We start from the raw sequence: 24,240 nt of genomic DNA, 5'->3' as shown, positions 1-24,240 counted from the left end.
CGGGAGCGAAGCGCATCATCCGTAGCGTTCCGCAGCATCGCCGGATACTGAGAGCATGGCTACGGAACAGGATGATCGGGCGCACGGGACCATTCCCTCACCGCGCAAGGCGACCGAATGGCTGCTGGCACTGAACGAGGCGCCTGATGACGTGCTTCTGCAGCGTCGGTTCCAGGCATGGCTGACCGAAGACCCGGCTCATGAGCGGGACTGGATCAGCGTCAACAGTATGTTCGATCAGCTTGGCGCCGCATTGTCACCGGACACAGTGCCTGTGGAAGCGACTACGGTGGTGCCGTTCCCGGCGAACCGGGCGACGAAACGGCGGCGACTGGTTGTTATGGCGGTGGGTCTGGCTGCGGCCTGCGTGGCGGCTGGCGTTTTCAGTCCGGAACTCCTGCTACGTTTGCAGGCCGATCAGATGACGGGTGTCGCCCAGCAGCGCGAAGTCACGCTTGCCGATGGCAGCACCATCCGGCTCGCACCATCAAGCGCCATTGCGACCCACTTCACTGCCGGACGCCGTGATGTTCGCCTTCTGCGTGGAGAAGCCTTTTTTCAGGTGACCCATGATGCGAAGCGACCCTTTGTCGTGACGACAGGGGCAGTTCAAACCACGGATGTCGGAACGGCGTTTGACGTTCGTCGTAACGCTGCGGACACGACTGTCGCTGTTCGCGAGGGAGCAGTCCAGGTTGAAAGCAGCGGATCGCCACATGGGGTGCGTGAAGTGCTTCGTGCCGGAGATGAAATACGCGTTGAGACGCATGGTGACCGTGTTTTCGACATCGCCCATCGGCACATAGAGCCGGAAGAAGTCGCTCTGTGGACGAGCGCACGGGCTATGGTGCGGGACCGGACGGTAGGCGACGCCGTGGAGGCTATTCGCCCCTGGTTCCATGGTGTCATTGTCCTGCGTGGCGACCTTGCGCGCCAGCCGTTGACCGGTGTGTACAATCTTTCCGATCCGCTTGAGGCACTTGCGGCCGTTGCGCACGCGCAGGGTGCCGCGATGTACCGGATTTCGCCCTGGATTGTTGTTCTGTCCGCGCGCTGATCGCCTGATCTCAAAAATTCGAAAACTTTTTTTGAAGATCCGGATACCCGGTTTCGTCTCTCCATCAGAAAGCTGCTGTTGCGTCTGAATTGCAACAAGCCGGATTCAGAATTTGGATATGACGCGGACTGGAGACGATACGAACATGAAAACAGGTACTGCGTCGGGGCAGGCGGCTAAAGGGCGCCCATGCTGGCTGGCAGCCGCACTGATGACGACCACTCTGGCAGGTCTGGATGGGCATGTGGCGCGCGCTGCGAACGCACACACTATAGCCGCACCTGCGCAGGCTTCGGCGCAAAAATTCAACATCCCAGCCCAGAAACTGGGTGATGCTTTGGCATCCTTCGGGGCTCAGAGTGGCTGGCAGGTTTCCGTGCGGGCCGATGTGATCCGCAATGCGACCAGCCCCGGCGTAAATGGCAGCCTGACACCTGCCGATGCGTTGTCCCGTTTGCTGGCTGGAACGGGTTTTACATATCGCTTGTCAGGTGGACACACAGTGACGCTCGTTCCGGTGGCTGCCAACATCACACTCGGTCCTGTACGCGTCGGAGGAACCTTGGCGCATCAAGATCCAACTGGACCGGGCGTAGGATATTTTGCTGAAAATACCATGGTGGGCACTAAAACCAACACGCCTATCACGGAAATTCCTAACTCTGTGCACGTAATTACCAAACAGCAGATGATTGATCAACAGCCACAAACATTAGCGCAAGCACTGCGCTACATGCCGGGCGTATACGCGGAGTTCTTGGGTACGCAAAGTGATGGAAACGCGAATGGCAGCGAAAATTCGATCAGGCAGCGTGGGTTTGGCTCGACCCTTTTTGTCGATGGGTTAATGAGTTCTTCGCAGATTGCTGGTGAGCCGACATTCCTTGAGCGTGTGGAGGTCGTGAATGGACCTGCTTCTGTGATGTATGGACAGACGACGCCTGGGGGTATGATAGGTATGAGTCTGAAAAAACCCACAGATACGCCACTGCATCAAGTGTCGGTCGGATTTGGCAACTGGGGTCGGTATCAGGCAAATTTCGACTTCAGCGACAAAATTACGAAATCTGGAAATATCCGCTTTCGAATAGCCGGTCTTGGAGTAACCCAAGGTGAACAGACTAATTACGTAAAATACAAAAAAGTTTCTGTATTGCCGTCACTTACATGGGATATTGATGAAAAGACGTCGTGGACACTTATTGGGATGTACGACTATACACCCAATCAGGGAACGGCGTCCCAATATCCGGCACGTGGTACACTGATAACAAACGCGGCAATCCCGCGTATTTCTCGTAAGACTTACCTTGGGCTTCCGAACTGGAATGATAATGATATAAAAGGTGGTATGCTTGAATCTTTATTTCAGCATAAATTCAATAAATATGTCACGTTTAGCCAGACGTTTCGATGGAATAAAGAAAGCATTGACAATAGAACATCGTACTTTGGTTATCCAGCAAGTATAAACACAGCATATGTTGTTCCATGGTGGATAAAAGGAACTCAAAATAGAATACAGTTTGATGCGAGACTTTCCGGCATTATAAAAACAGGCCCACTGCAGCATACGTGGGTCGTTGGATCGGATTTCCGTGACTATGATTATACCTCATCTACTAACTTTGATAGGAATGATCAGGATTCAACTACCGTCAATATCTATAATCCTCAGCCAAACTATACCCCTTGTTTCTCTCTTCCGAGTTCAACATCTTGCAAAAACACATTCACGAGTGGTAACTATAACTTGTTTCAAGAAGGAGTATATTTTCAAGATCAAATTAAATGGAAGCGCTTGTCGATCGTGCTTGGTGGTCGTCAGGACTGGGTGAACAGAACAGCGACTTCTCATAGCTGGGCGGATAATAATTCAACCCACAAACTAACTTACAAAGACACAAGCGCAAACCCCCAGCCACAAAGTGCGTTTACATGGCGGGCAGGAATTCTGTATAACTTCGATTTTGGATTGACGCCATATTTTAGTTATTCAACGTCTTTTGTCCCACAGGTTTCGACTGATTATCTTGGTCGTCCATTTGCACCGCTTTCAGGGAAACAAATGGAAGCTGGTTTAAAGTATAAAGTTCCGAATAAAGATATTCTGATAACGGCTGCTGCATATGACATTACCGAGAGCCACTATCTGATCACGGATCCAGTGCATACAAGTTACCAGACTGATGTTGGTACAGTGAGATCTCGTGGATTTGAAGTGTCCGCCAATGCGAATGTTACTAAAAACTTACGCGTAGTTGCGTCATATAGCTATACTGATACGAGATTTGGAAAATCGAATCTGACGCAAAAAACTTGGTGCAATTCTGTAGATGATTACTGCAGCCCTTCTGAAACCCGGTCTGAAGCCGGAAGAGCTGTGCCCTATGTTCCGAGAAATATGTTTTCAGTGTTTGCAGATTACACAATACCAAAGTCGATAGCCAAAGGAATCAGCGTAAATTGGGGTATGCGTTATATTGGTTCCACATATGGGGATTACGTAGAATCATTTAAGGTGCCATCTTATATCCTGTTCGATATCGGTGCCCATTACGACTTCGGTCAGCAGTTTTCGAGCCTCAAGGGGTTACAGGCACAGTTAGCTATATCAAATCTGACAAATAAATATTACGTGACAAGTTGCTATCAGGATTTATGTAACCTCGGGCAAGGGCGTCGCGTGTACGGGAACCTCACGTATAACTGGTGAAATTTCCCTACCCCGAACTACGGCATCTTTTCCCTATTAATTTCAGCACCTTGCCCCTCGTTTCTATGCCAAACTCGTGGGGCAGGCATGCTGCAAGTCTCGAAGGGCAGCCCATGCAAGATGCGTGGACTGCCCACGGCAACAACCGTGGGGCGACCCATGTCAAAATCGTGCCCCGCAAGTGTGCAAGATGCGAGAGGTGTCCCTGCAAAATTCGGCTTGCAGAGCGGACAGTTTTATAAAGCTTTATACAGTATTCATGCAGCGTCTCTGGGAGTGGATGTTTTGTGTGCTTTCAAGATGCGGATGCATTTTGGATAAGGCACCAAGTCTCCAAAAAAATGAAAATACGATCTCTTAGATCGTCTTACATAATGAGATGAATGTTTTCGGTTAAAAGTCCGGCACGGAGCATCCTGCGGCCATAATCGCACGGATGAGCGTGATGTGGCTGAAAAGACCGGGAACGAAGGGCGAGGGACGAGGTTTTGCACGTATTCTGTTGTTGCGACTTACTCTTACACGCATTTGTGAGCGTGCGGTTTTCATGACGACCCGCACCCTTCGCCGCTGGTTCGTGGTCCATAAATGGACGAGCCTGGTCTGCACGTTGTTCTTGCTGATCGTGTGCGTGACCGGGCTGCCGCTGCTGTTTTCAGAGCAGATCTGGGACACGTTCGTCGGCGATGATGACCCGCCGTATGAGGTTCTCCCGCCTGGCACGCCTAATGCCAGTCTGGACGTCATCGTGGAGAAGGCGAAGGCGCTGTACCCCGGCCAGATCATCACCAATGTTGATCCTGACGATGACGAACCCGCTGTTCTCGTCTCGATGGCCCCAAGCTGGCAGGCCCTGAAGGATGACGACAAATACCCCGACCGGAATTCCAGCCACTGGATCAAGTTCGACGCCCGCACGACAAAGGTGCTCAAACAGTCGCGACCCGAGACAGAACCCAAGCCGCCCGGCACATGGACGGGCCTGATCATGGGCATTTGCCGCCGTCTGCATGTCAGTCTGTTCGCGTATCTGCCCGGTCGCCTGTTTCTCGGCCTCATGGGCGGTGTCTTTGTCGCATCCCTCGTGTCCGGCACGGTGCTGTATGGCCGGTTCATGAAGCGCCTACCGTTTGGCTCGGTCCGCCGGGATCGGGCCTCGCGCCTGACATGGCTGGACCTGCATAACCTGCTGGGGGCCGCCACACTGGTCTGGGCGACGGCCGTGGGCTTTACCGGGCTGGTCAACGAACTCCAGACGCCGCTGTTTGGCCTATGGCGCGTCACCGACGTGCGGCAGATTTTGCGGCCTTATGCCAACCTGCCCGTGCCGTCGCAGGATCATCTGTCTTCCGTGCAGGCTGCGTTCGAGACTGCGGCCAAGGCAGCCCCCGGTAATGAAGTGACCGGCCTGTCTTTCCCTGGTGCGTCCTTCGGCAGCCCGGTGCATTACGTGCTGTGGACACGAGGCGCGACACCGTTGCGGGCGCGGCTGTTCACCCCGGTGCTGGTCGATGCCCGCACAGGGAAGCTGACCGGGGCCTATCCCATGCCGTGGTATCTGCGCTTCCTCGAAATCTCCCGCCCTCTGCATTTTGGCGATTACGGCGGTATGCCGCTGCGCATCCTGTGGGCGCTGCTTGATGTGGTGGTGATCGGCGTGCTGGTCAGCGGTCTGGTGCTTTGGGCAGGCAAACGGAAGATCGCCACCGATGCCCGCCTGCGGGCGCTGGGTTACGATCTGGACGATACGGACGGCGTGCCTGCTTTGGCGGAGCGCGCATGATGAATGCCGTCTCTCCCGAAGTCCCCATGCCGTCCTCTCCTGTTTCGGCAGCACGTCCGCCCGTTGCTGTCTGGCCGTGGCCGATCGCGCTGGGCCTGCTCACCATCTTCGGCCTGCTCTCTGCTCTGCTGGGGCAGCACGGCATCTGGCTGGTCCTGTCTTGGGTCGCTCTGTCCATTCCCCTCATTGTGACTGTCGTCTGCCTGATCCGGGCATGGAGCCGACCGTCTAACAAAGGAGGTCTCTCATGACCGATCTTGCCCCCATTTCCTTTTCTCCGTGGGAGATGTTCCTCAACGCCGGTCCGGTCGTCCGCTGCGTGATGATCCTGCTGGCCGTGGCTTCTTTGCTGACCTGGACGATCTTCATCGCGAAATCGGTCGAACTGCTGCGCGCGCGGATCAAGCTGACAAAAGCCGAGCAGACGCTGGAGCAGGCCAATACGCTGGATCTCGGCGAGGAAGGCACCCGCCAGAACGGTATCGCCCACACGCTGGTCATGGCCGCCGAGACCGAACGCAAGCGCTCAGCCGACATTCCCGACGACAGCGAGGGGCTGAAGGAGCGCATTGTCCTGCATCTCGAACGGCTGGAAGCCGCTGAGGGCCGCAGGCTGATGCGTGGCACCGGCGTGCTGGCCACCATCGGCGCAACGTCTCCTTTCATCGGCCTGTTCGGTACGGTCTGGGGCATTATGACGTCCTTTACCGGTATCGCGGCGGCGAAGGCCACCAGCCTCGCCGTGGTGGCGCCGGGCATAGCCGAAGCCCTGCTCGCCACGGCTCTCGGTCTGGTCGCGGCCATCCCGGCCGTGGTGATCTACAATCATCTTGCGCGCCAGACGGCCTCGTGCCGCGCGCAGGTGGCTGATCTGACCTCACTGGTCATGCGCCTTGTCTCGCGTGATCTGGGGCGCATGCAGGCCCTGACCGCCAGCGGGCAGGTGGTACGGCTTGGCGCATCGCGCGACAGCCGCTCGGTTGCCGGGGAGTAAGCGGCATGATCCGCATCCGCCACACCGATGAGAACCCGCATGAGGCGAGCGAGATCAACGTCACGCCGTTCATCGACGTGATGCTGGTGCTGCTGGTGATCTTCATGGTCACCGCCCCATTGACCACGGTGAACGTACCGGTGGACCTGCCGTCCTCGACCGAGAAGCCCACGCCGCGTCCGGATGATCCGGTGTTTCTGACCGTGAAGGCCGATCATGGCCTGGCTCTGGGCGAGGATGACATCAGCACCGATGCGCTTCCCGGCGCGCTGGAAAGTGCGACCAAGGGCAACAAGGACGAGCGCATTTTCCTGCGCGCCGACAGGACGGTCGATTACGGCACGTTGATGGGCGTGATGGATAAGTTGCGGTCTGCTGGCTACCTCAAAGTCGCTCTGGTCAATCTGCAGGGGCAGGAAGAAGGTAGTGAGGCCGGAACGACGCCGGTTCCCGCAGGTGGCGGCGCGTCTTCCACGACACCGACGGCTCCCGCTGCTCCCGCGTCTGGACCGACACCGTGAGTGCTACGGCCGACATGGTGCAGGAACAGGACGGAACTGTCGAAAGTCCTCCCATGTCCTTTGCCGAGTGGCAGCGCGGACAGTTGCGGCTGGTCCGGCGTGAGGACGCGCTGCGCTGGGGACTGTCCTTCCTTGCCGTGCTGGCGGTGAGCGGTGGAGCGGTGTGGTGGATCATGCGCCTGCCACCACCGGTCATGGCTGTTCCAGAACCACCACCGGCTGCGATCGCCATCGACATGGCCCCGGAACCGGTCTCGATCCCGACGCCGCCCACCGATTTGCCACCCGGCCCCCAGCAGACCCAGTCCATCCCCGATCCGGACCCGGTCGAGCCGCCCAAGATCACGGCTCCACCGTCACCCGCGCTCAATCCACCGGTGCCAGTCCCCAAGCCCGAAAAGCCAAAGAAGCTGGTCAAGAAACATAAGCCGGTGCCGGTGCTCAAAAAGCCGATCCCTGACAAGACGCCACCAGCCGAGGCGACGACAGCACCGCCTTCTTCGGAAGCGCCGCCCGCGCCCGCACAGGCCGCCCCAGCTCCCGGTGCGTCGTCCTCCAAGGCGTCACATGATCCGGTGACCTGGCAGGGCGCGTTGCTGGCGCAATTGGAAAAATTCAAGCGCTATCCGTCCGACGCCATGGCCGACCATCAGGAAGGCGTGCCAACGGTGACCTTTTCCATGGACCGCAAAGGTCATGTGCTTTCGGTGACACTCGCCAGCTCTTCTGGCCATCCGCTGCTGGATCAGGAAGCCATCGCTCTACCCAAACGTGCCCAGCCGCTACCCATCCCGCCGGACAGTGTTGCGGGGGATCCCATCACCCTGACGGTTCCCGTCGAGTTCTACATCCACGCTGGCGGAAACTGAGATTTTTTCCGTTCTGGCTCCCATTCCCTTTCTCTGATCGTGACAGGATCAAACCCATGCTTGCCTTCTCCGAACATCGCCGATCTTCACCATCCCTGAATGAAATCCGCCCCGGCATGGGCGCCAGCCGTAGCGCCGTGCGTAGCCTGGAAGAACGCAGCGAGGAGGTCGGCATCAAAATGACCGATCTGCGGCGCATCCTGTTTCATGGCATTCTGGAAGCCGGGCCACGTGCGACGGCGGTGGAAATCTGGAAAACGCTCGGTCGGATCATGGAGCAGGGACACGTTCCCTCACAGGGGTCAATCCAGCGCAATCTGAATCTGTTTCTGGAGCGGGGCATCCTGCGCCGCGATGTCACGCCCGACCGACAATGGCTCTACAGCGTGGCTCCGGAGCCGAGGGCAGCGCTTGCGATTACCTTTGTGGAAGCCGGGACGGGGCAGAAGATCGCCTGCAATGCCCCGGAAGTGGTCAGGGTATTACGTCGGGTCGCGGCTGAGCACGGACTGGCCGTGCAGGGAGCCGCCATCACGGTTACATCGTCAGCCGGGTAAGATTCGAAAAACCGCTGAAAGAAGGTGAAGATTTTTTCGTGCTCCTTTGAAAAAACACCCGCATCAATCGTCTTATAGAGTGAGCCCTCCCGCAGGGACGGGACATCTTCCTTGAAATTTATCTCCTGGTTTGTCCATCGCCCGGTGGCGACAACGCTGCTGCTGCTCTCCGCCGTGCTGTCGGGGCTGATGGCGTTGCCCCGTCTGCCGGTTTCAGACCTGCCTGATGTTGATCTGCCGGTGATCTCGATCTCGGCGTCGAATACCGGCGACTCGCCCGAAGTCATGGCCCGCACGGTGGCCGCCCCGCTGGAGCGGCATCTGGGCAATATCGCAGGCGTTACGCAGATGGAGTCTTCTTCCACGCGGGGCGAGACCTCCATCTCGCTGGGCTTCGCACTGGGCCGTGATCTCAATGGCGCCGCGCGGGACGTGGAAGCCGCCATAAGGGCCGCCCGGCGCGACCTCCCAACCACGCCGGGATCGGACCCGAGCTACCATCGCGCCAATCCGAATGCGACGCCGGTGTTGATCCTTGCAGTGACACCGGGCATGCAACCCATGTCCCACCTGTATGATCTGGTGAGCACCATCCTGCGGCCCATGCTGCTGCAGGTGCAGGGCGTGGGCGATGTGACGCTCATGGGCAGTTCCGCGCCTGCCGTGCGGGTGGAAATGAACCTGCTGTTGTTCTTCAAATACGGCATGGGGTTCGAGAACCTGCGCGCAGCACTTGCTTCGGCCAATGCGCATACACCGAAAGGTGTGATCGATATGGCCGGGCAACGCTGGCAGCTTGCCGTCAACGATCAGGCCGAACATGCCGATGCCTATCGCAATATGGTTATCGCCTACAAGAGCGGACGCCCCATCCGGCTGCGCGACGTCGCGACCGTGACGGACAGCATGCAGGACGTGAACGCCGCCGCGTTCTTTGACGGCAAACCGGCGCTCACCCTGATGGTGCGTGCCCAGCCGGGAGCCAATCTGGTCGGCATTGTCGATGCGGTGAAGGCGCGGCTGCCGCAACTGCGGACACTGATGCCGCCGGGTGCAGATATCGCCGTGGCGCGGGATGGCTCGGCGGTGATCCGGTCCTCCCTGCACCATACGCTGGTGACGCTGCTGGCCGCCTGTGCTCTGGCGCTGGCCGTGGTCTGGGTCTTCCTGCGCTCGTGGACGGCATCCATCGCGGCGGCGATCATCGTGCCGTGCTGCCTGATCGCCAGTCTTGGACCGATGCATCTGGCGGGGTTCGGGCTGGATAATCTCTCGCTCATGGCGCTGACGGTGGTGATGGGACTGGTGGTGGATGACGCCATTGTGGTGATCGAGAATATCATCCGCATGCGTGAGCGCGGTCTGTCCGTGGACGAGGCCGCCATTGCCGGGGCCAGCGAGGTGGCGTTCACGCTGCTCTCCATCACCGTCTCGGTGCTGGCGGTGTTCCTGCCGATCGGGCTGGCGTCTGGGCTGACGGGACGGCTGTTCCGGGAGTTTGCCGGGACGGTGGGTATCGCCGTGACCGTCTCGCTGGTCCTGTCCTGCGTGGTCACACCCTGTCTGACGGCGCTGTGCATGCGCTTTGCCGAAAACAGAACCATCGTGCATCCAGAAGTGGATGTCGCAGACTTTCTGGATCATGGAAAACACAGAGGCAGCCCGTATCGCCGCACTCTGGAAGTCTGCCTGACCCATCCCGGCAAGACGGCACTGCTGCTGCCGCTGACCCTGCTGGTGGGCGTGGTCCTGTTCACCCGTATGCCCAAGGTCGTGTTTCCTCGTCAGGATATCGGCATCGTTTCGGGCGGGTCGCGGGGCAGCGGCAGTTCTCTGGCGCAGACAAAAGAACGGCTGGAGCGGTTCAGCAGGGTGCTGCTGGAAGACCCGGCCGTCAGCCATGTCATCGCCTATCTCGATACCGGCGAAGGCTCCAGCCACGGCATGGTGTTCGCCTCGCTGCGCGACCTGTCCACCGGGCGGGAGTCGGGAACGGAGGTGGCGGCCCGTGTGGTGGCCCGGATGGGAAAAGACATTCACGCCGAATATCACGCGCAGGCGCCCGGCAACATCATGATGCGGGTGGGCTCGAACAGCAGCGGAGTGAGTTACATCCTGCGCAGCGAGGATGACCGGCTGCTGGGGCCGGCCACACGGAAACTGGAGAAAGCCCTGCGGCATCACCCGGAATTCGCGGATGTGGATCCGGACGTCGATCCGCCGGGGCAGGGGATCACGCTTACCATTGATCGCGATACCGCCGCCCGCGTTGGCGTGACGCCACAGGTGATCGGCAGCACCCTGTCCGACGCGCTGGGCCAGACCACGGCCTCGGTCGTCTACACGACACACGGCCAGTATAACGTGGTGCTGACCGTGGAAAATCGCTTCCAGCGCGATCCTGAAATCCTGAAGCAGTTCTGGGTCAGCCCGTCCGGCGGCTCCGCCTCCGGCAGTTCGGCGTCCAACACCATCCGGGTCGTGACATCGGCTGCGGCCAGCACCACTGCGTCGACGAGTGCCACGGCGTTTCGGAACCAGATCGCCAATTCTCTGGCGGGTGGGGCGAATGCTTCGACCGGATCGGCCGTGGCGACCGGGGCGGAGACGCTGGTGCCGCTATCGGTCGTGGCCCGCATCACTCCCAGCCTCGACCCGGTGGCCGTGACCCATATCGGCTATGCCAGTTCCGCCTCGCTGGCGCTGGAGCTGGCTCCCGGCGTCAGCCTGTCACAGGCGCAGGCGATCATCGATCAGGAGTGGCGGAACCAGCATCTGCCGGAGACCATCAACGGCGAACTGCAGAGTGACGAAGGTGATCTGGGTAAAAGCACGCATGACAGCGAGATCCTGATTATGGCGGCCATCCTGGCGGTGTGGATTACGCTGGGCATGCTGTATGAAAGCGTGTGGCACCCGCTGACCATTCTCTCCACCATTCCCTCTGCCGGGATCGGGGCGGTGATCGCGCTCGATCTGTTCGGCCTGCCGTTCTCGGGCATGGCGGTGATCGCCATGCTGCTGCTCACCGGCATCTCGCTCAAGAATGCCATCCTGCTGGTGGATTTCGCCATCCATGCCGAGCGCGAACGGGACATGACACCACAGGACGCGATCCGTGAGGCCTGTCTGCTACGTCTGCGGCCCATCGTCATGACCACCTTTGCCGCCGCTCTTGGCGCGCTGCCTCTGGTGCTGATGGGCGGCTACGGGATGGAACTGCGCCAGCCGCTGGGTATTGCGCTGATTGGCGGGCTGCTCGTCAGTCAGGCCCAGACCATGTTCACCACGCCGGCGCTCTATCTGCTGGTGGGACGATGCGCACGGTGGGGGAAAGATAGAAGCGTCTGACGGCAACTATGGGGGGGAAGCTGAATGTCGGATTTAGGGCGCGAGACCGCTATTTCAGCCCTTTGCTCATTTTATGTGGGGCCGCATCCAATATTCGAATTCAATAATATTATCTGTTTTTGAGCACCCCAATCCGGGATTTCCTTATAATATTTTCTTAACGGAAATTCTTTTATTTATATCACTAGAGAAGCACTCAATTGAAAATATTTTGCCAGATTCCGATGGTAGTGGAATATAAAAAATCTTTGATCCTATGTCATTAGGACGAATTAATGAAATTGATTCGTAGATATCTATCATGTTAATCTTGTTAAGATGCACTTCACGCATGGCTTCATTTGTAATGTATATATTTTTAAATAATTTCAACGAATCTAAATGCTGATATTCTCTGCTTGTTATTGTATTCAAGGCAGCTTTATAGGGTTCAAAAAATCGTTCATCTATATTTTCCTGATATTTTTTTATTTCACTATCATATGCAGGAAATAAGTCAAATGCTGCGGTATTTATAAGTCTTCTTGCTTGCCTCAAATCCGGATTTACAGTTACAATAGAAGTTGCCACGTCTAGGGCATTGATATCTAATTCAAAATTTATAAACAAATCAGGATTTACGATTATTTGTTGTATATTTGTATCGTAAAATTCATTGTGATCTTCTACAGCTGTGTATATCGATCTAAAAATGAGGTGTAACATTTCATATTTATTGAAATGTCTTAACTGATTTATTTCCATTTCCTTATCGGAAAAACTTACTCGCGATGGGAAGGCTGGAGTATTTACTACATATTTAGAATTAAAGTTATTTTCTTTGTCTTTTAGGACAAATGATTTTCCAGGAAATACTGGAATTCCAAAACACTCACTCATAGTCAAAGACGATACTATTTTCACTGAAGTATCTGAATCATAATAATTTTCATTATCAGTGCCAATATTCACATTAAGTTTTGATATAATTTTTCGGTCATCGGCATTGATTTTTTTATTGTATTGATGATCCAGAATAAAATTTAGATTTTTTTTCATATTTATATATCCATGTAGTTTGTTAGATCTACATTTATAACCTTATCAATATTTTTTTTATTCACGATAATTGTCGGTATCCCCATATCAACAAATCCTTCACTTTCTATAAAGGAGTGATGTATCGAGCCAGATGAGTTGGTATAGGGTGGATCAGATTGAAACTGCATAAATGCCATTTTTCCATACAATGAAGCTTTTTCATGCGTGCTCGTAAAATATTTTACCTCACATCCATTTGGAGATGGGGAATATTCCTTCGTTTCTTCTATTATTAAAGTCTCATCTCCAGTCGTTGATCTATAAATAACTACCATTTTATACAGCTTCATTCATAAAAAGTTCAAACCCAAGCTTAATAATATTACATTACGGGTGGAATTCTAGATATATGATACGAAAAATGTCAATTTCCCAATGACGGAAGTTTCAGAAGGAGCGTTTCACATATGCGAGTTGTCAAAGCGTAAGGCCCAGCTTCTGCTGTCTGTCAATGTCGGCTTTACGGCAACATCGCGGGAGAATGTAATGTCATGAATGGTAGGCGGAAGCGGACATAGCTCTGGATGTATAAGCTTTACGCTTTATGAGGGTAGGGGGGGCATTTATTTCAGTAAGAGGTCATGCGTATGCCGAAAAAAGTTCATTAAAACAGCCTATTAATCCCGCTTTGCTCTCAACTTGCGGTTGTCGCAAGCTGAGAAGCAATCCTGCCCCCGCAACTACTTGCAGTTTTTGAAACCCCGCTAAGTCAACAGCTTAGCGGGGTTTTGCTATGCGTAAACCGAGGGCCTCTTCTGGGGAACTGTTTAATTTCAGGTGTTTAGGAGAATCAGGTTCAAATCGGGGGTATCTTATCTCGCAACCACTTGCGATTATCTGCATTGACGCGAGCCGCTGTCACAATAATGCTCAGAAACTACGCCCCCCTTGCGGGTCGAGCGTGTTTGTAAACATTCAATATAAGTATAAGGGTGATATATTTATGGAATTTTATTACAATAAAAAAATGAATGGATTATTTTATACACCATACTTTGAAGATAGTACAGAGGGGAGTGTATTTATAAATAAATCTGGTTACTCGGATGTAGATTTAAAAAATAAAATTATTAATAATAATCCAGACACTAAAAACGGTAAGAATACTGAAATACATGGGGTTTTCCCTGGATTTTCAATTTATTTTTCATTCATTGGTGTCCAGCCTGGTGACTTGGAGAAAATCCTTCTTGGTGACGGTGAGCGTTTTCGAGCAGCTATCTCAGTACTAGTGAAAGGAAACTCATGCAGGACAAAAGAAAAATTTTTTGAGAGTGAAAAAATAGAAAGTTTAGAGTTTAATTTATCTTCTTATAACGCTTTCTTTCATGATGTCGCATTAGACGAAATATTTTCTCTATATTGGGATACAGAAATTGGAGAAATAATTCTTCAGTCAAAAGAGGTAAAAAACATAGAAAATGATATGGAGAAAATCATTGAGACAAATTTAATAATTAATTTAAGAGAAAATAAAAGTATTTCTGATGCTGTGTTTTTAACAAAGTGGATCGAAAGGTTTTTCATTACGTTTATAACAAAAAAAATTCATATCAGTTATCCCGAAATAAAATTAAATAATGGAAAAATAGGAATATTAATATATCAAAGGGAGATTTTGAATGATTTTCAAATGATTGGTGAGACATTTGTTTCTAAATTCATATATCTAAAAGACACATTCGGAGCATTGTTGGCAAAATACATATTAAATTCTGGAAAATATGAGCAAGCGTATTATTTGTATACATTTAATTTTTATAAAAATAATTTTGCCGAATACAATTTTATATCTTTAGCGTGGGGGATGGAAGTGCTAATTAATAGATTTAATCCTCCTCAATTGCCAGAAAAATATTCTAAAAGCATCAAAGATTTTAACAGGATAATGGATGATTTAGTTCATGATAAGAAAATAACAGCCAAAAAATCTTGCTCTTTAAAAAAGAGAATAGAGAGATCATACTCTCTTACATTAAAAGAAAAAATAGAAAATGCACTCTGCAAAATTAGTAATTTTCTTGCAAAAGAAAAAGTAGGATTGTTTTCAGAAGATTTTTCTAAATTACGGAACCAGCTATCACATTATGGCGGAAAAAGAGAACCTGAAGATGAATCCTATGTAATGCATATGCATGAATTAACAAAATCAATAAGAATATTGTATTTACTTATAATAATGAAATCCTGCGATTTCCCTCAGGACTTGATAGATGGTATTTTAAATATGGAATTTTCTAATGAAATGATCCATGAATATATATCTCTTGTGAAAATGGGTTTAGTAAAAAGTCCTTTTAGCAAGGCTTTGGTAGAAAAATTGGAGTGAAAATTACCTAAGGATGCGATCGGTGGTTCATAGAAGACCATCTGTTATGGGGTTGCAGGGTCTTCACATAGCCATCTACAGGTGAAAACCTTGAGGGTGAGTTCTGATCCACTCGGAGCAAGGTTGTTATACCAACCTGCTCACGAGATGACTCATGAAGGGTACCACGAGGCGCGGACTTGTGAGCGGAAAGGGAATTAAGCGAAACTGACCATTCAGTTGCAGACATGGCGTGGTCGCTCGGATATGGTTTTGAAAGCGCATTCAGCAATGCTTTTAGCAGAGCGACCGGTTATTCTCCCGGCACTTTCGTAAGGAAGCCATGCAGAGCTATTCGAGACGCAGTCGCTATGAGGAGCGGCAGACGTTTGAACCTGGAGAAGGAGCTAGATGATTGATCGTGTTCACAAAATATGTTTGTATAAATTGGTATCTTCTGTTTCTTAATTAAAGAGAATTAAGAGATTTTATTATTGCAGCGCTTAGAGCTGTGGGATTTTCTGACTGGGTGATTTTCGCCGCGAATAGCCTCACGAAGATAGGCGCCGTCGCACATGGGGCCATTGCTAGTCTCACCTCTGGGGGCCGGAGCTATAGTGGCTGACGTTCGCCCCCAACTCGTTACCATCCGCTACTGGCGGGACAGTATTCCGTTTAATCTTGGCTGGTGGACTATATCTTGCCACTCGGCTTCTACACGGCTGTGACCTACAGTTTCGGTACGATCCTGCTATCGTACATGAGCTCAAGTGGTTGGTTGTGGCTTCTGGAGCGGTTGCCTGCGTGTGGAAAGGCGGTCTGTTCGTGTCGCTCTGCATTGCGATATCGCAATAATTGGTTTGGCGGGTCGTCTGTGGGCTCATCAAGTGTATGGAGAGGTCGCAAATGGTCGACAAAGGCGAGAGCAACCGATGAATTTTCAGGCAGTCATTGATGAAGTTGCACGTCGAAAGGTTGCTGGATTTACCGGTACGATCGACGAGGATGGGGATTACTATTCCAAGATCTACGCCGGCAGCGCCAGCATGGGGGAGAGCATCGCATCGGATTATCATGGCCGGTTCCTAATCGAGCTCATCCAGAACGCGAATGATGTGCACCCCGACAACAGGTCCGACGGTGCTATCAAGGTCGTCTTGGATCTGGCGGAGGGGGCGTTCGGTGTCCTGTACGTTGCAAATAGTGGTACGCCCTTTCTGCTAAAGAATGTCGACGCGCTTTGTGACATGGGACTCTCCAGCAAGCCTCCTGGCGAGTCCATCGGCAATAAGGGGTTAGGTTTCCGTAGCGTGCATCATGTCACGGATGTGCCGCATGTTTTCTCCCGCGCATCCGAAGGCGCAGCGGATATCTTCGACGGCTTCTGCTTCCGCTTCGCGGGAAGCGACGATCTGGACCGATTAGTCGACAACCCAAGACATCGAGAGTTGGCGAAGATCGACCTGCCGCTTTTCCATATCCCTGTGTGGGTGAGTGAACAGCCGGAGACTGTTAGACGCTTCGCGCGGCAGGGATATTCGAGTGTGATTGCATTGCCGCTGAGATCGGCGGACGCGGTAGCAGATGTCCGGCGCGAGTTTGCATCTGTTCGCGCAAGCGGCGTCCCACTCCTGCTGTTCCTGTCTCGCTTGGCAAGGTTGACCGTCAAGGTGCTGGGTGCTGGCGGCACGGTCGAGGACGAGATCATTCTCGAACGTATGGAAGATTCTGTCGAGATCGGCGGCCAATTGTTGTCAGTCGCCGACCTAGGAAACGAGGGTACGTACCTGATCGCCAGAAGATCGGTTCCCGAGATTGGGATGCTCGGCGCCATCCAGAATGGCATCGAGACAAAGCAACTCCATAAGCATTGGGAAAAATGGGGGGGCGATGGCGAAGTCGCGCTGGCTGTTCGTCTTGACGCGATGCTGCCGCAGACCCGCCTTTACACTTACCTGCCTATGGGAACGCAAGCTGTTTCGCCGTTCAATGGGTTCCTCCACGGCACGTTCTTTCCCAACTCAAGCCGTACAGCGGTGGACGGCTCCATCAGGTTAAACGCCCTGCTTGCCGAGACAGCAGCTGCTCTAGCTGCGGCGACCATAGCGACGCTTGTTTCTCCCGCCGCCGATGGAGCTTCGCCGAAGCTTGACAAGGTGAAGCGCGCCAGCGCGGTAGTCGACCTGCTGGCTTGGGAGCCGGTTGACAGCTTGGCAAGCGATGTGCCGCTTGAGGACATCATCGTCGAGCAATTGGTTACGATCCTAGGGGTCGAGCGCTTCAGCGATGCCCCGATCGTGCCGGCGCTTGTACATGATGCGGAGCCGCTCAATTGGTTCGGCGGCGCTATGACTCGTCATTGGACTGAGGAGGGAACCGTCTTTGGCGCCGACGCGGCGGCGCTCCACGCGCAAAGCACTGGTGTGTCGCCGATCTGGCCAGGGCTAGGACCGCGTATCGACCGGCTAACGAGTTTCCTAACTCGCACGATGATCGGGTACGTCAATAAGCCGAAGGTCCCAGAGAGGGTCGCCTTAGTCGTCGCGATTGCTAGGGATATTGCCAGCGACAAGCAATCCACGGCGTCGCGCTGGAATGATTTCTATCACCAACTTCCCGGATTCCTAAATCAATCGGGCGCTGCCCTGGCCGGCGCGCCCATCCTACTCGATGCCGACGGGAACTTGCGAAAGGCGATGACGCCTGCTGTCGAGGTCGAGGGCAAGGCAGTTCGCCGCAAGCGTGGCACGGTCGTGGTGTCGGTGTTCTTCCCGCCTGCGCGGCGCGGGGGAGACCAAGACGAGGATAACTTCGTCCTGCCCGCGAGCCTTGCCAACAACTTCGCCTTCCTGTCGCATAGCCTCGATTGGTACGGCGACCTCTCTGACGCCCGCGAATATTTAGAGAAGCACAAGCTCGTCCTGGAGTTCGACCGCGACGTTATCCTTGTCCAGCTCTCGCGGATCGTCCGTGCGGATGGCAGGAACGCCACACGGACGGCTGGTCTTAGGATGGCATTCCAGATTTGGCGCGGACCGCGCACCAAGGGGCGTGCCTTCAAATTACAGGCGCAGCATCGGTTCATGGTGCCGACGGTGGGCGGCGAATTCGTGGATGCTCGGCATGCCGTGTTCTCTCGCAGTTGGCCGGACGATACGCTTGGTCCTCTGATCCATCGGTTCATCGGAAGCGCACCGACCGGTTCGTATGACATCGACGAGCTCGCAGCGCGTCGACTTGCGGACCGAAACCACTATTGCTTCAAGGGTTCGAGCTTGGATCTATGGACCGAGTTCCTTATTGAGCTTGGTGTCCAGAAGGGCCTCCACCCGATCCGCAAGACCTCACCAGCGAGCATTCCCGCTCGTCGACTGAGGGACTTCTCGTTCTGCGAGGATCTTGGCATCCCCGACAGAGCTGCCCAAGCATGGCGCGCCGATATTATCGCCCATGTCCCCTATGCGTTCAAGCTGAAGTCGTCCACTGGCGACTATATCCTACGAGGCGACATCTTCTGGCTGCCCGGGCAGGGCGATGTAGATCGTTTCACGCGTGATTGCCTGGAGCATTTCGCTCAACTGGTCATCGCATGGCTGGATGCGCCGCCCGCGAAAGGCTGGACCATTGACGTGCATCACCATCATTTTATCCACGACGATGCCCGCGACTGGCCGACCCCCCTTCGGTCGTTCCTACGTTCGTCGGCATGGATACCCGCTGACCAGCCGTCGACGGCTGGCACGCAGCATGCGACCGTCCGACCATGCGACATATGGCGGACCGAGGATGGCGAGCGCTTCCCTCCGTTCTTGCGGCGCCCCACTATCCCGGTGATGCGTGCGCTCGAACGCGCTACGAAGGGGCAAGCTGGCGAGCTTCACAAGCGGACTGGGATGAGCCAGCTCTTCGCTCCGGGCACGCTGGTGCAGCAAGCTGAATTCCTAGCTGCCCAGTTCGGCAGCGATGGCTTCGATCGCTACTTCGAGCGCCATTTTCTGAACCTCTACCATCGCGGCTGGCGCCAGCTCGCCACCCGTTACTCTGCTGGAAGGTTCGACCCAGCGGGAGCCAAGGCTCCAAGTTTGCTTGTCGTGAGGGAAGGTAGCGGTTTCGGTGCCGTCGACCTGGCACAGGCAGGTTCGGCAGCGGTCTATGTGCGCGATACCCGCGATGAGACAGCCGTGAGCCTCGCGGAGGCCGCCGAGGTAAGGTTGTTCGATGCGGGTTCGGGTGACGCAGAAGCGATGGGTCGTCTCATGAGGGTAATCTATGGTGATCGGGTCCGTCTCCTTTCTGGAGTCGGCTACGAGCTAATCGCCGATGGCCAAACGCTTGGCGAGGGCGAAACCGTGCCCGTAATCTCCCTCTGCCCGCGCTTGCGCCTACTGGTCGCGGTGGCACTTGAGGCATTGAAGGGCGTGGACTATCAACGGCTCCCAGCAGATCGACAGGGCATCCTTGGCAAGCTCGAGCGCTTGCTGGTCCAACGCGCTGGCATGATCCGGTTTAAGTTCGATGGAGTCGACATCGAAGGAGACGTTGAGCACCGCCGAGCCTTCTCTCTCAAGCTAGATAACGGGCACACGGTCGTCGTCACGCGCATTTCGGGTGGCATCGATTGGCAGTCCATCGACGACTTGCTACCATCGATATGCGAGGCCATCGAGCAGCCTTCCCTGGAGCCCAACCTACGCCTTCTCCTGTCGGATATCCGCTATTCCGGAGCGGAAGTGGATCAGGAGCCGGATCTTGAGGAGGAGATCGAGCCGATGGCGGATCGGCTTCGCTTGGGCACGCAGGCTCGATCTGTTGTCCGCGACACACTCGGCGCGAGCATCGAGCGGCAATCACCTTGGCTTAAAGCGATATTGCATGCTGTTGGTGGGCAGGAAGCGGTCGACGCCTTCGAGGAGGACGAAGCCGCCATAGTGCAGGATGTCAGTCACCTTCGTTCGTTTCTCTCGCCGTGGCTGGCACCGGTGCACATGGACATTGAGCGTGTCCTCGATGCGTGCAGGACTTCACTTGCGATATCAGAGCTTCGCGAGGCGCTTGGAATGGACTTCGCGGTGCTGAACCACGCACTCGATGCAGTCGGAGAGGCGCCTGACATATACCCCGAGGTGCATGCCGGCCAACTAATCCACTTCATCCGAGACAATAACCGGGCGATTCTGGATTGCCTCCGTGCCAAGCACGCGGACGCCTTGGCCCGCTTCGAGCCCACGCCCGGCTACTCGGTGGCGCGCGATGCATTGTATGACCTCAGAGCCGATCCTGACTGGTTAATGAGATTCCGCGACGTGCCGGAGCAGATCCTAGGCGAACATGTCGATGCTTGGCTGGTATCCCATGGTGCGCCAACCCTTGAGCAGGGGCACTTAGCGCTCGAGCCGCTTGATGACGTCCGGGATGCGAACGCGGCAATGACCCGCAAGCTCGTGGCAGCGGCGAATCCTCTCGTGCGTGCGTGGTGCACTAAGAATGACCAGACGGTCCCGGCTCCGTGGCTCGAGGGCGATGCCGGTTGTTCCTCGATGCGCGCGATTTTGGACAAAGGCGGTGCGTTCGAGTTCCAGGCCCTATCGGAGATCTCCATGAGACGCTGGCTTGTAATCTTGGAGGCATGGCCGGTAGGCATGCCGGAGAGCTTCGACCGCGACGTCCTTGGAATCGGTGACCAAGACCTCGACGTACAATTCGCAAAGGCGCGTGCCGAGGCGGATGCGAGGAAACGCGAGGCTCGGTTGGTCTCCTTCAATGGCCGCAAGATCGACCCCGAGGAAGCTGACTGGCAGTCGGTGTCCGATGAGTTGGCTTCATCATTATCCTCCAAGCTTTTGGGCGTCGCGATCGGTAGCGCCGCCAAGCTGAAGCTTTCCCGGACGAGGGAGAGGCCTCGGTCGTGTGACGTGGAGCGCAGGCAGAAGCCTCCGCCACCGCCTCCGCGGGCACCATCCCAGAAGACCGACATGATTGGACGGCTAGGCGAGATGGCGGTTTATCATTGGCTGCGCCGCAGGCTCCCGGACCAAGATATTGATGCGGCCTGGATGTCCGGGAACGCGCGGCCCATCACCAATCGCGAGGGAAGCGACAGTCTCGGCTACGATTTCGAGATAGGTTTCCGAGGGCAACGCTGGCAGATAGAGGTCAAGGCCAGCCTCGCCGACCCATGCGCGTTCATTTTGGGAGAGACAGAGGTCAGGGCGGGAAGATCGGCGGCCCGGCCGCGCAGTGGCACGCAATATTGGATCGCCTATGTCAGCAATATTGGGAACCCTTCCCAAGCGAGGGTCGAAATGCTGCCCAACCCGATGAGCGAGAGTGGCGAATCCGTTCTCAACCTGCTTGGGGAAGGGCTCCGATATGGTTTCGTCCGACTGGCCTGAACGTGTGTCGCCGCGACAGCGACAAGACGCCTATGAACGTCCGCTCGTCTCTGAAGCCGGCGTTCATCGTTGGGCACCGGTACGACGGCTAGGTAGAAGGTGCGATAGTTATCATCCTGCGTGCAAGCATAATCGACATGAGGCGTCAGCGGACATGGCTCTGAATGAAGAAGTCTTGTTTTAGCGAGAAAAGGGCCCGTAAATGTCACAATGGGTCAGGCGTAACCGGAAAAAAGTCTCGAAAAACAATTACCTAGGCTGGCTTTGTTCTCAACTTGCGATTGTCGCAATTTAAGCAGCAATCCTGCCCCCGCAACCACCGATTCCCACATTGACGTTTTCGCAAGTCCTTTCAAGGACTTGCCTGATTTCGTGTCCTTCTGGTTCACGAATCTGAGCAGCGTTCCAAGCTCGCCATAGAGCGTCGCGAAGATCTCGCCGCGCTTGTCGCCGGGGGAGAGGACGATCTTCTCCACCAGTGCGCGGACGGCCTCGGATGCTTCGGCCCGATCCTCTGGCTGGTTCAGGCTCTCGGTCAGACGCTCCACCTTCTTTTTGAACACCGCCGCGACATTCGGGTGGATGTCCAGGGTATCCTCCAGTTCGGAGGAGAGAAGGGCATCGAGTTCGACTTTGCGAGCTTCGAGCGTGTCCATCTCCGCTTTCATGGCGGGATGAAACATGCCTTCCTTGATGGCCTCGACGATACCCCGGATACCCTTCTCCACCTTGACCTGTTCGGCCTTCCAGCCAGCACTGTTGGCGCGGCGCTCATGGTTCAGCCTGTTGGTCTCTTCCGTATAGGCTTTCATGGCTGCAGCGGCGGCTTCGGGTGTCATCAGTTTGTGCTTGAGGCCGGTCAGCACGCGCTCTTCAAGGTTGGGGCGCAGGATCGTCGCCTTGTTATGGCAGGAACGGTTAGCGATCCGGTTCGAGCAGGCATAACGGTCCTTCTCGCGGAGCGAGTAAGTGCCGCCGCAGACGCCGCAGAAAATCATACCCGAGAACAGGGATTTCGGGCGGCGCATGCCGTTCATCCGGTTAGCGGCCGATGTCCGGACGGCCGCGATGACGTTGACGTATTGGGCGGCGATCTTTGCCTGACGGTCGCGGACCGCCTGCCAGAGAGCATCATCCACGATGCGCAGGTCGGGCACATCGGTGATGATCCACTCGGATTCAGGGTTCAGCCGCGACACCCGCTTACCGGTTGAGGGATCCTTGATATAGCGGAGCCGGTTCCAGACGAGGCGGCCGATATAGAGTTCGTTGTTGACGATCCCTGTGCCGCGCTGGACGTGCCCCCGGATCGTGGTGTCGATCCACAGCTTGCCGTTCGGACCAGGGATACCTTCATCATTGAGTGTGCGTGCGATTGCGCGCGGGCCGATGCCAGCGGCGAAGTCTCTGAAGATGCGGCGGATAATATTGGCTTCGTTTGCGTCAATCTCACGGTCGCCCCGGATCGGATCGCCTCGGGCATCCAGCTTTTTGATGACCTTGTAGCCGTAGCATAGGCCACCACCAGATTTTCCGTCCTCAACCCGGCCGCGCAGGCCGCGATGGGTTTTGGCCGCGAGGTCTTTGAGGAACAGAGCGTTCATCGTGCCCTTGAGGCCGACATGCAGTTCGCTGATCTCGCCCTCGGCCAGGGTAACGATTTTGACCCCTGCAAACTTCAGGTGCTTGAACAGGGTGGCGACATCTGCCTGATCGCGGCTGATGCGATCCAGGGCTTCGGCCAGCACGACAGTGAATTCGCCGCGTTGCGCGTCCTGCAAGAGGGTCTGGATGCCGGGCCGCAGGATCATGCTGGAACCGGAGATGCCTGCGTCTTTATAAGCGCTGGCGACCTTCCATTTTTCGCGTTTGGCGTGCTCGCGGCAGATGCGGAACTGATCTTCGATTGAGGCGGCCCGCTGATTGTCGGAGGAATAGCGGGCATATAGCGCGACACGGACCATGGCAGGACTCCGGGCATCATCTTCCAAAAAGAGAGGGTGTCAGAGCTTACCCTGCTTCCACCCGCCGGGTGGTAGTCAATTCGTTGGCGTCGCCATCACGTTTTTCGGGCAGACCCTGCTGGATGGCGGGTGTGGCGTCGGCGGCGCTTCTGACGCTCATGATCCTCGCGAGCCATCTGGCGACCGATGAGCCGCGCCAGGCGGAGCACGCTGGCATCGGTCACATAAGGTGCGGCTGCCTCGTCGTCGGGAAGAATGATCTCGATCCGCGCCTGCCAGTCTCGTGCGTCCATGACGGTTTCTCCAGACGATACTGGAGCCATTGGACAGGGTCATGCGTCATGGAAAAGAACAAAATCATCCCATGCGGTCATCGGCGGTATTTGCGTAAGTAATAGGATGGATGAATCAACATCAATGGGGAGATGTAGTGGCACGTCGTGGTCGGTAATGGTTCCAGTTTTAATGGATTCTGCTGCCATGAGCGCTCAGATGAAGGCGAAACCGGTATGCGCAGCGAGCGACCGCTTTCGCCCTAATTCTGTTGAAAAAGTCGCTCTTGAAATAATCATGGCTTCCTGATTCAGTCGTCATCAGTCAAGGAGTGTCGGCAGATGATGGGTGAGCGAACCGGGGTACAGGAAACTT

The 24,240-nt window shown here is 55.1% G+C and carries 15 protein-coding genes and 1 pseudogene; 12 read left to right on the top strand and 4 right to left on the bottom strand.

Annotated features, from left to right (window positions below; translation table 11 throughout):
* Positions 1-55 precede the first annotated feature (55 nt).
* From PY793_RS10660 to PY793_RS10620, 9 genes are all read left to right on the top strand, one after another.
* Positions 56-1,057 carry a FecR family protein gene (locus PY793_RS10660; protein WP_275178045.1) on the top strand — a complete coding sequence of 334 codons (1,002 nt, stop codon included), beginning with the start codon at positions 56-58 and terminating at the stop codon, positions 1,055-1,057.
* 145 nt (positions 1,058-1,202) lie between these two features.
* Entirely contained in the window at positions 1,203-3,773 is a 2,571-nt protein-coding gene (locus tag PY793_RS10655; protein WP_275178044.1) for a TonB-dependent siderophore receptor, read from the top strand.
* Positions 3,774-4,320: 547 nt separating this feature from the next.
* The gene (locus tag PY793_RS10650; protein ID WP_275178043.1) at positions 4,321-5,556 is read left to right on the top strand and encodes a PepSY-associated TM helix domain-containing protein; all 1,236 of its coding nucleotides are present in this window, start codon (positions 4,321-4,323) and stop codon (positions 5,554-5,556) included.
* Positions 5,556-5,807 (top strand): hypothetical protein, encoded by a 252-nt coding sequence (locus tag PY793_RS10645; RefSeq protein WP_342803922.1) that lies wholly within the window; start codon positions 5,556-5,558, stop codon positions 5,805-5,807. Before PY793_RS10650 ends, PY793_RS10645 begins: the two co-directional genes overlap by 1 nt.
* A complete protein-coding gene (exbB, locus tag PY793_RS10640; RefSeq protein WP_275178041.1) occupies positions 5,804-6,550 on the top strand; it encodes a tonB-system energizer ExbB in 747 nt (248 codons plus the stop codon). Before PY793_RS10645 ends, exbB begins: the two co-directional genes overlap by 4 nt.
* Positions 6,551-6,555: 5 nt before the next feature.
* Complete coding sequence (gene exbD, locus PY793_RS10635; protein WP_275178040.1) at positions 6,556-7,071, top strand: TonB system transport protein ExbD; 516 nt, start codon at positions 6,556-6,558, stop codon at positions 7,069-7,071.
* Positions 7,068-7,940 carry an energy transducer TonB family protein gene (locus PY793_RS10630; protein WP_275178039.1) on the top strand — a complete coding sequence of 291 codons (873 nt, stop codon included), beginning with the start codon at positions 7,068-7,070 and terminating at the stop codon, positions 7,938-7,940. The genes exbD and PY793_RS10630 overlap by 4 nt, the downstream gene beginning before the upstream one ends.
* A 56-nt stretch (positions 7,941-7,996) precedes the next feature.
* Positions 7,997-8,497 carry a Fur family transcriptional regulator gene (locus PY793_RS10625; protein WP_275178038.1) on the top strand — a complete coding sequence of 167 codons (501 nt, stop codon included), beginning with the start codon at positions 7,997-7,999 and terminating at the stop codon, positions 8,495-8,497.
* A gap of 111 nt (positions 8,498-8,608) precedes the next feature.
* A complete protein-coding gene (locus PY793_RS10620) occupies positions 8,609-11,848 on the top strand; it encodes an efflux RND transporter permease subunit (protein WP_275178037.1) in 3,240 nt (1,079 codons plus the stop codon).
* A 144-nt stretch (positions 11,849-11,992) separates the two neighbouring features.
* Here PY793_RS10620 and PY793_RS10615 read toward each other — a convergent pair whose 3' ends face one another.
* Positions 11,993-12,886, bottom strand: coding sequence for a hypothetical protein (locus tag PY793_RS10615; protein WP_275178036.1), 894 nt, complete (start codon positions 12,884-12,886; stop codon positions 11,993-11,995).
* Positions 12,887-12,888: 2 nt separating this feature from the next.
* Positions 12,889-13,203 (bottom strand): hypothetical protein, encoded by a 315-nt coding sequence (locus PY793_RS10610; protein WP_275178035.1) that lies wholly within the window; start codon positions 13,201-13,203, stop codon positions 12,889-12,891.
* Between the two features lie 668 nt (positions 13,204-13,871).
* Between PY793_RS10610 and PY793_RS10605 the strand changes: the two genes are divergently transcribed.
* The 3 genes and pseudogenes from PY793_RS10605 (at position 13,872) to PY793_RS10600 (ending at position 21,628) form a co-directional block, all read left to right on the top strand.
* Entirely contained in the window at positions 13,872-15,257 is a 1,386-nt protein-coding gene (locus tag PY793_RS10605) for a HEPN domain-containing protein (protein ID WP_275178034.1), read from the top strand.
* Between the two features lie 197 nt (positions 15,258-15,454).
* Positions 15,455-15,655 (top strand): annotated as a pseudogene (locus PY793_RS14205) (hypothetical protein); the annotation flags it as partial.
* A gap of 513 nt (positions 15,656-16,168) precedes the next feature.
* A complete protein-coding gene (locus tag PY793_RS10600) occupies positions 16,169-21,628 on the top strand; it encodes a sacsin N-terminal ATP-binding-like domain-containing protein (protein ID WP_275178033.1) in 5,460 nt (1,819 codons plus the stop codon).
* Between the two features lie 215 nt (positions 21,629-21,843).
* Here PY793_RS10600 and PY793_RS10595 read toward each other — a convergent pair whose 3' ends face one another.
* Positions 21,844-23,592 (bottom strand): recombinase family protein, encoded by a 1,749-nt coding sequence (locus PY793_RS10595; RefSeq protein ID WP_275178032.1) that lies wholly within the window; start codon positions 23,590-23,592, stop codon positions 21,844-21,846.
* A gap of 95 nt (positions 23,593-23,687) precedes the next feature.
* Positions 23,688-23,915, bottom strand: coding sequence for a hypothetical protein (locus tag PY793_RS10590; protein ID WP_275178031.1), 228 nt, complete (start codon positions 23,913-23,915; stop codon positions 23,688-23,690).
* Positions 23,916-24,240: the final 325 nt, after the last annotated feature.

The sequence above is a fragment of the Acetobacter fabarum genome (assembly GCF_029069195.1).
In the GTDB taxonomy this organism is placed as follows: domain Bacteria; phylum Pseudomonadota; class Alphaproteobacteria; order Acetobacterales; family Acetobacteraceae; genus Acetobacter; species Acetobacter fabarum_A.
This window is presented reverse-complemented; position numbering and strand designations above follow the sequence as displayed.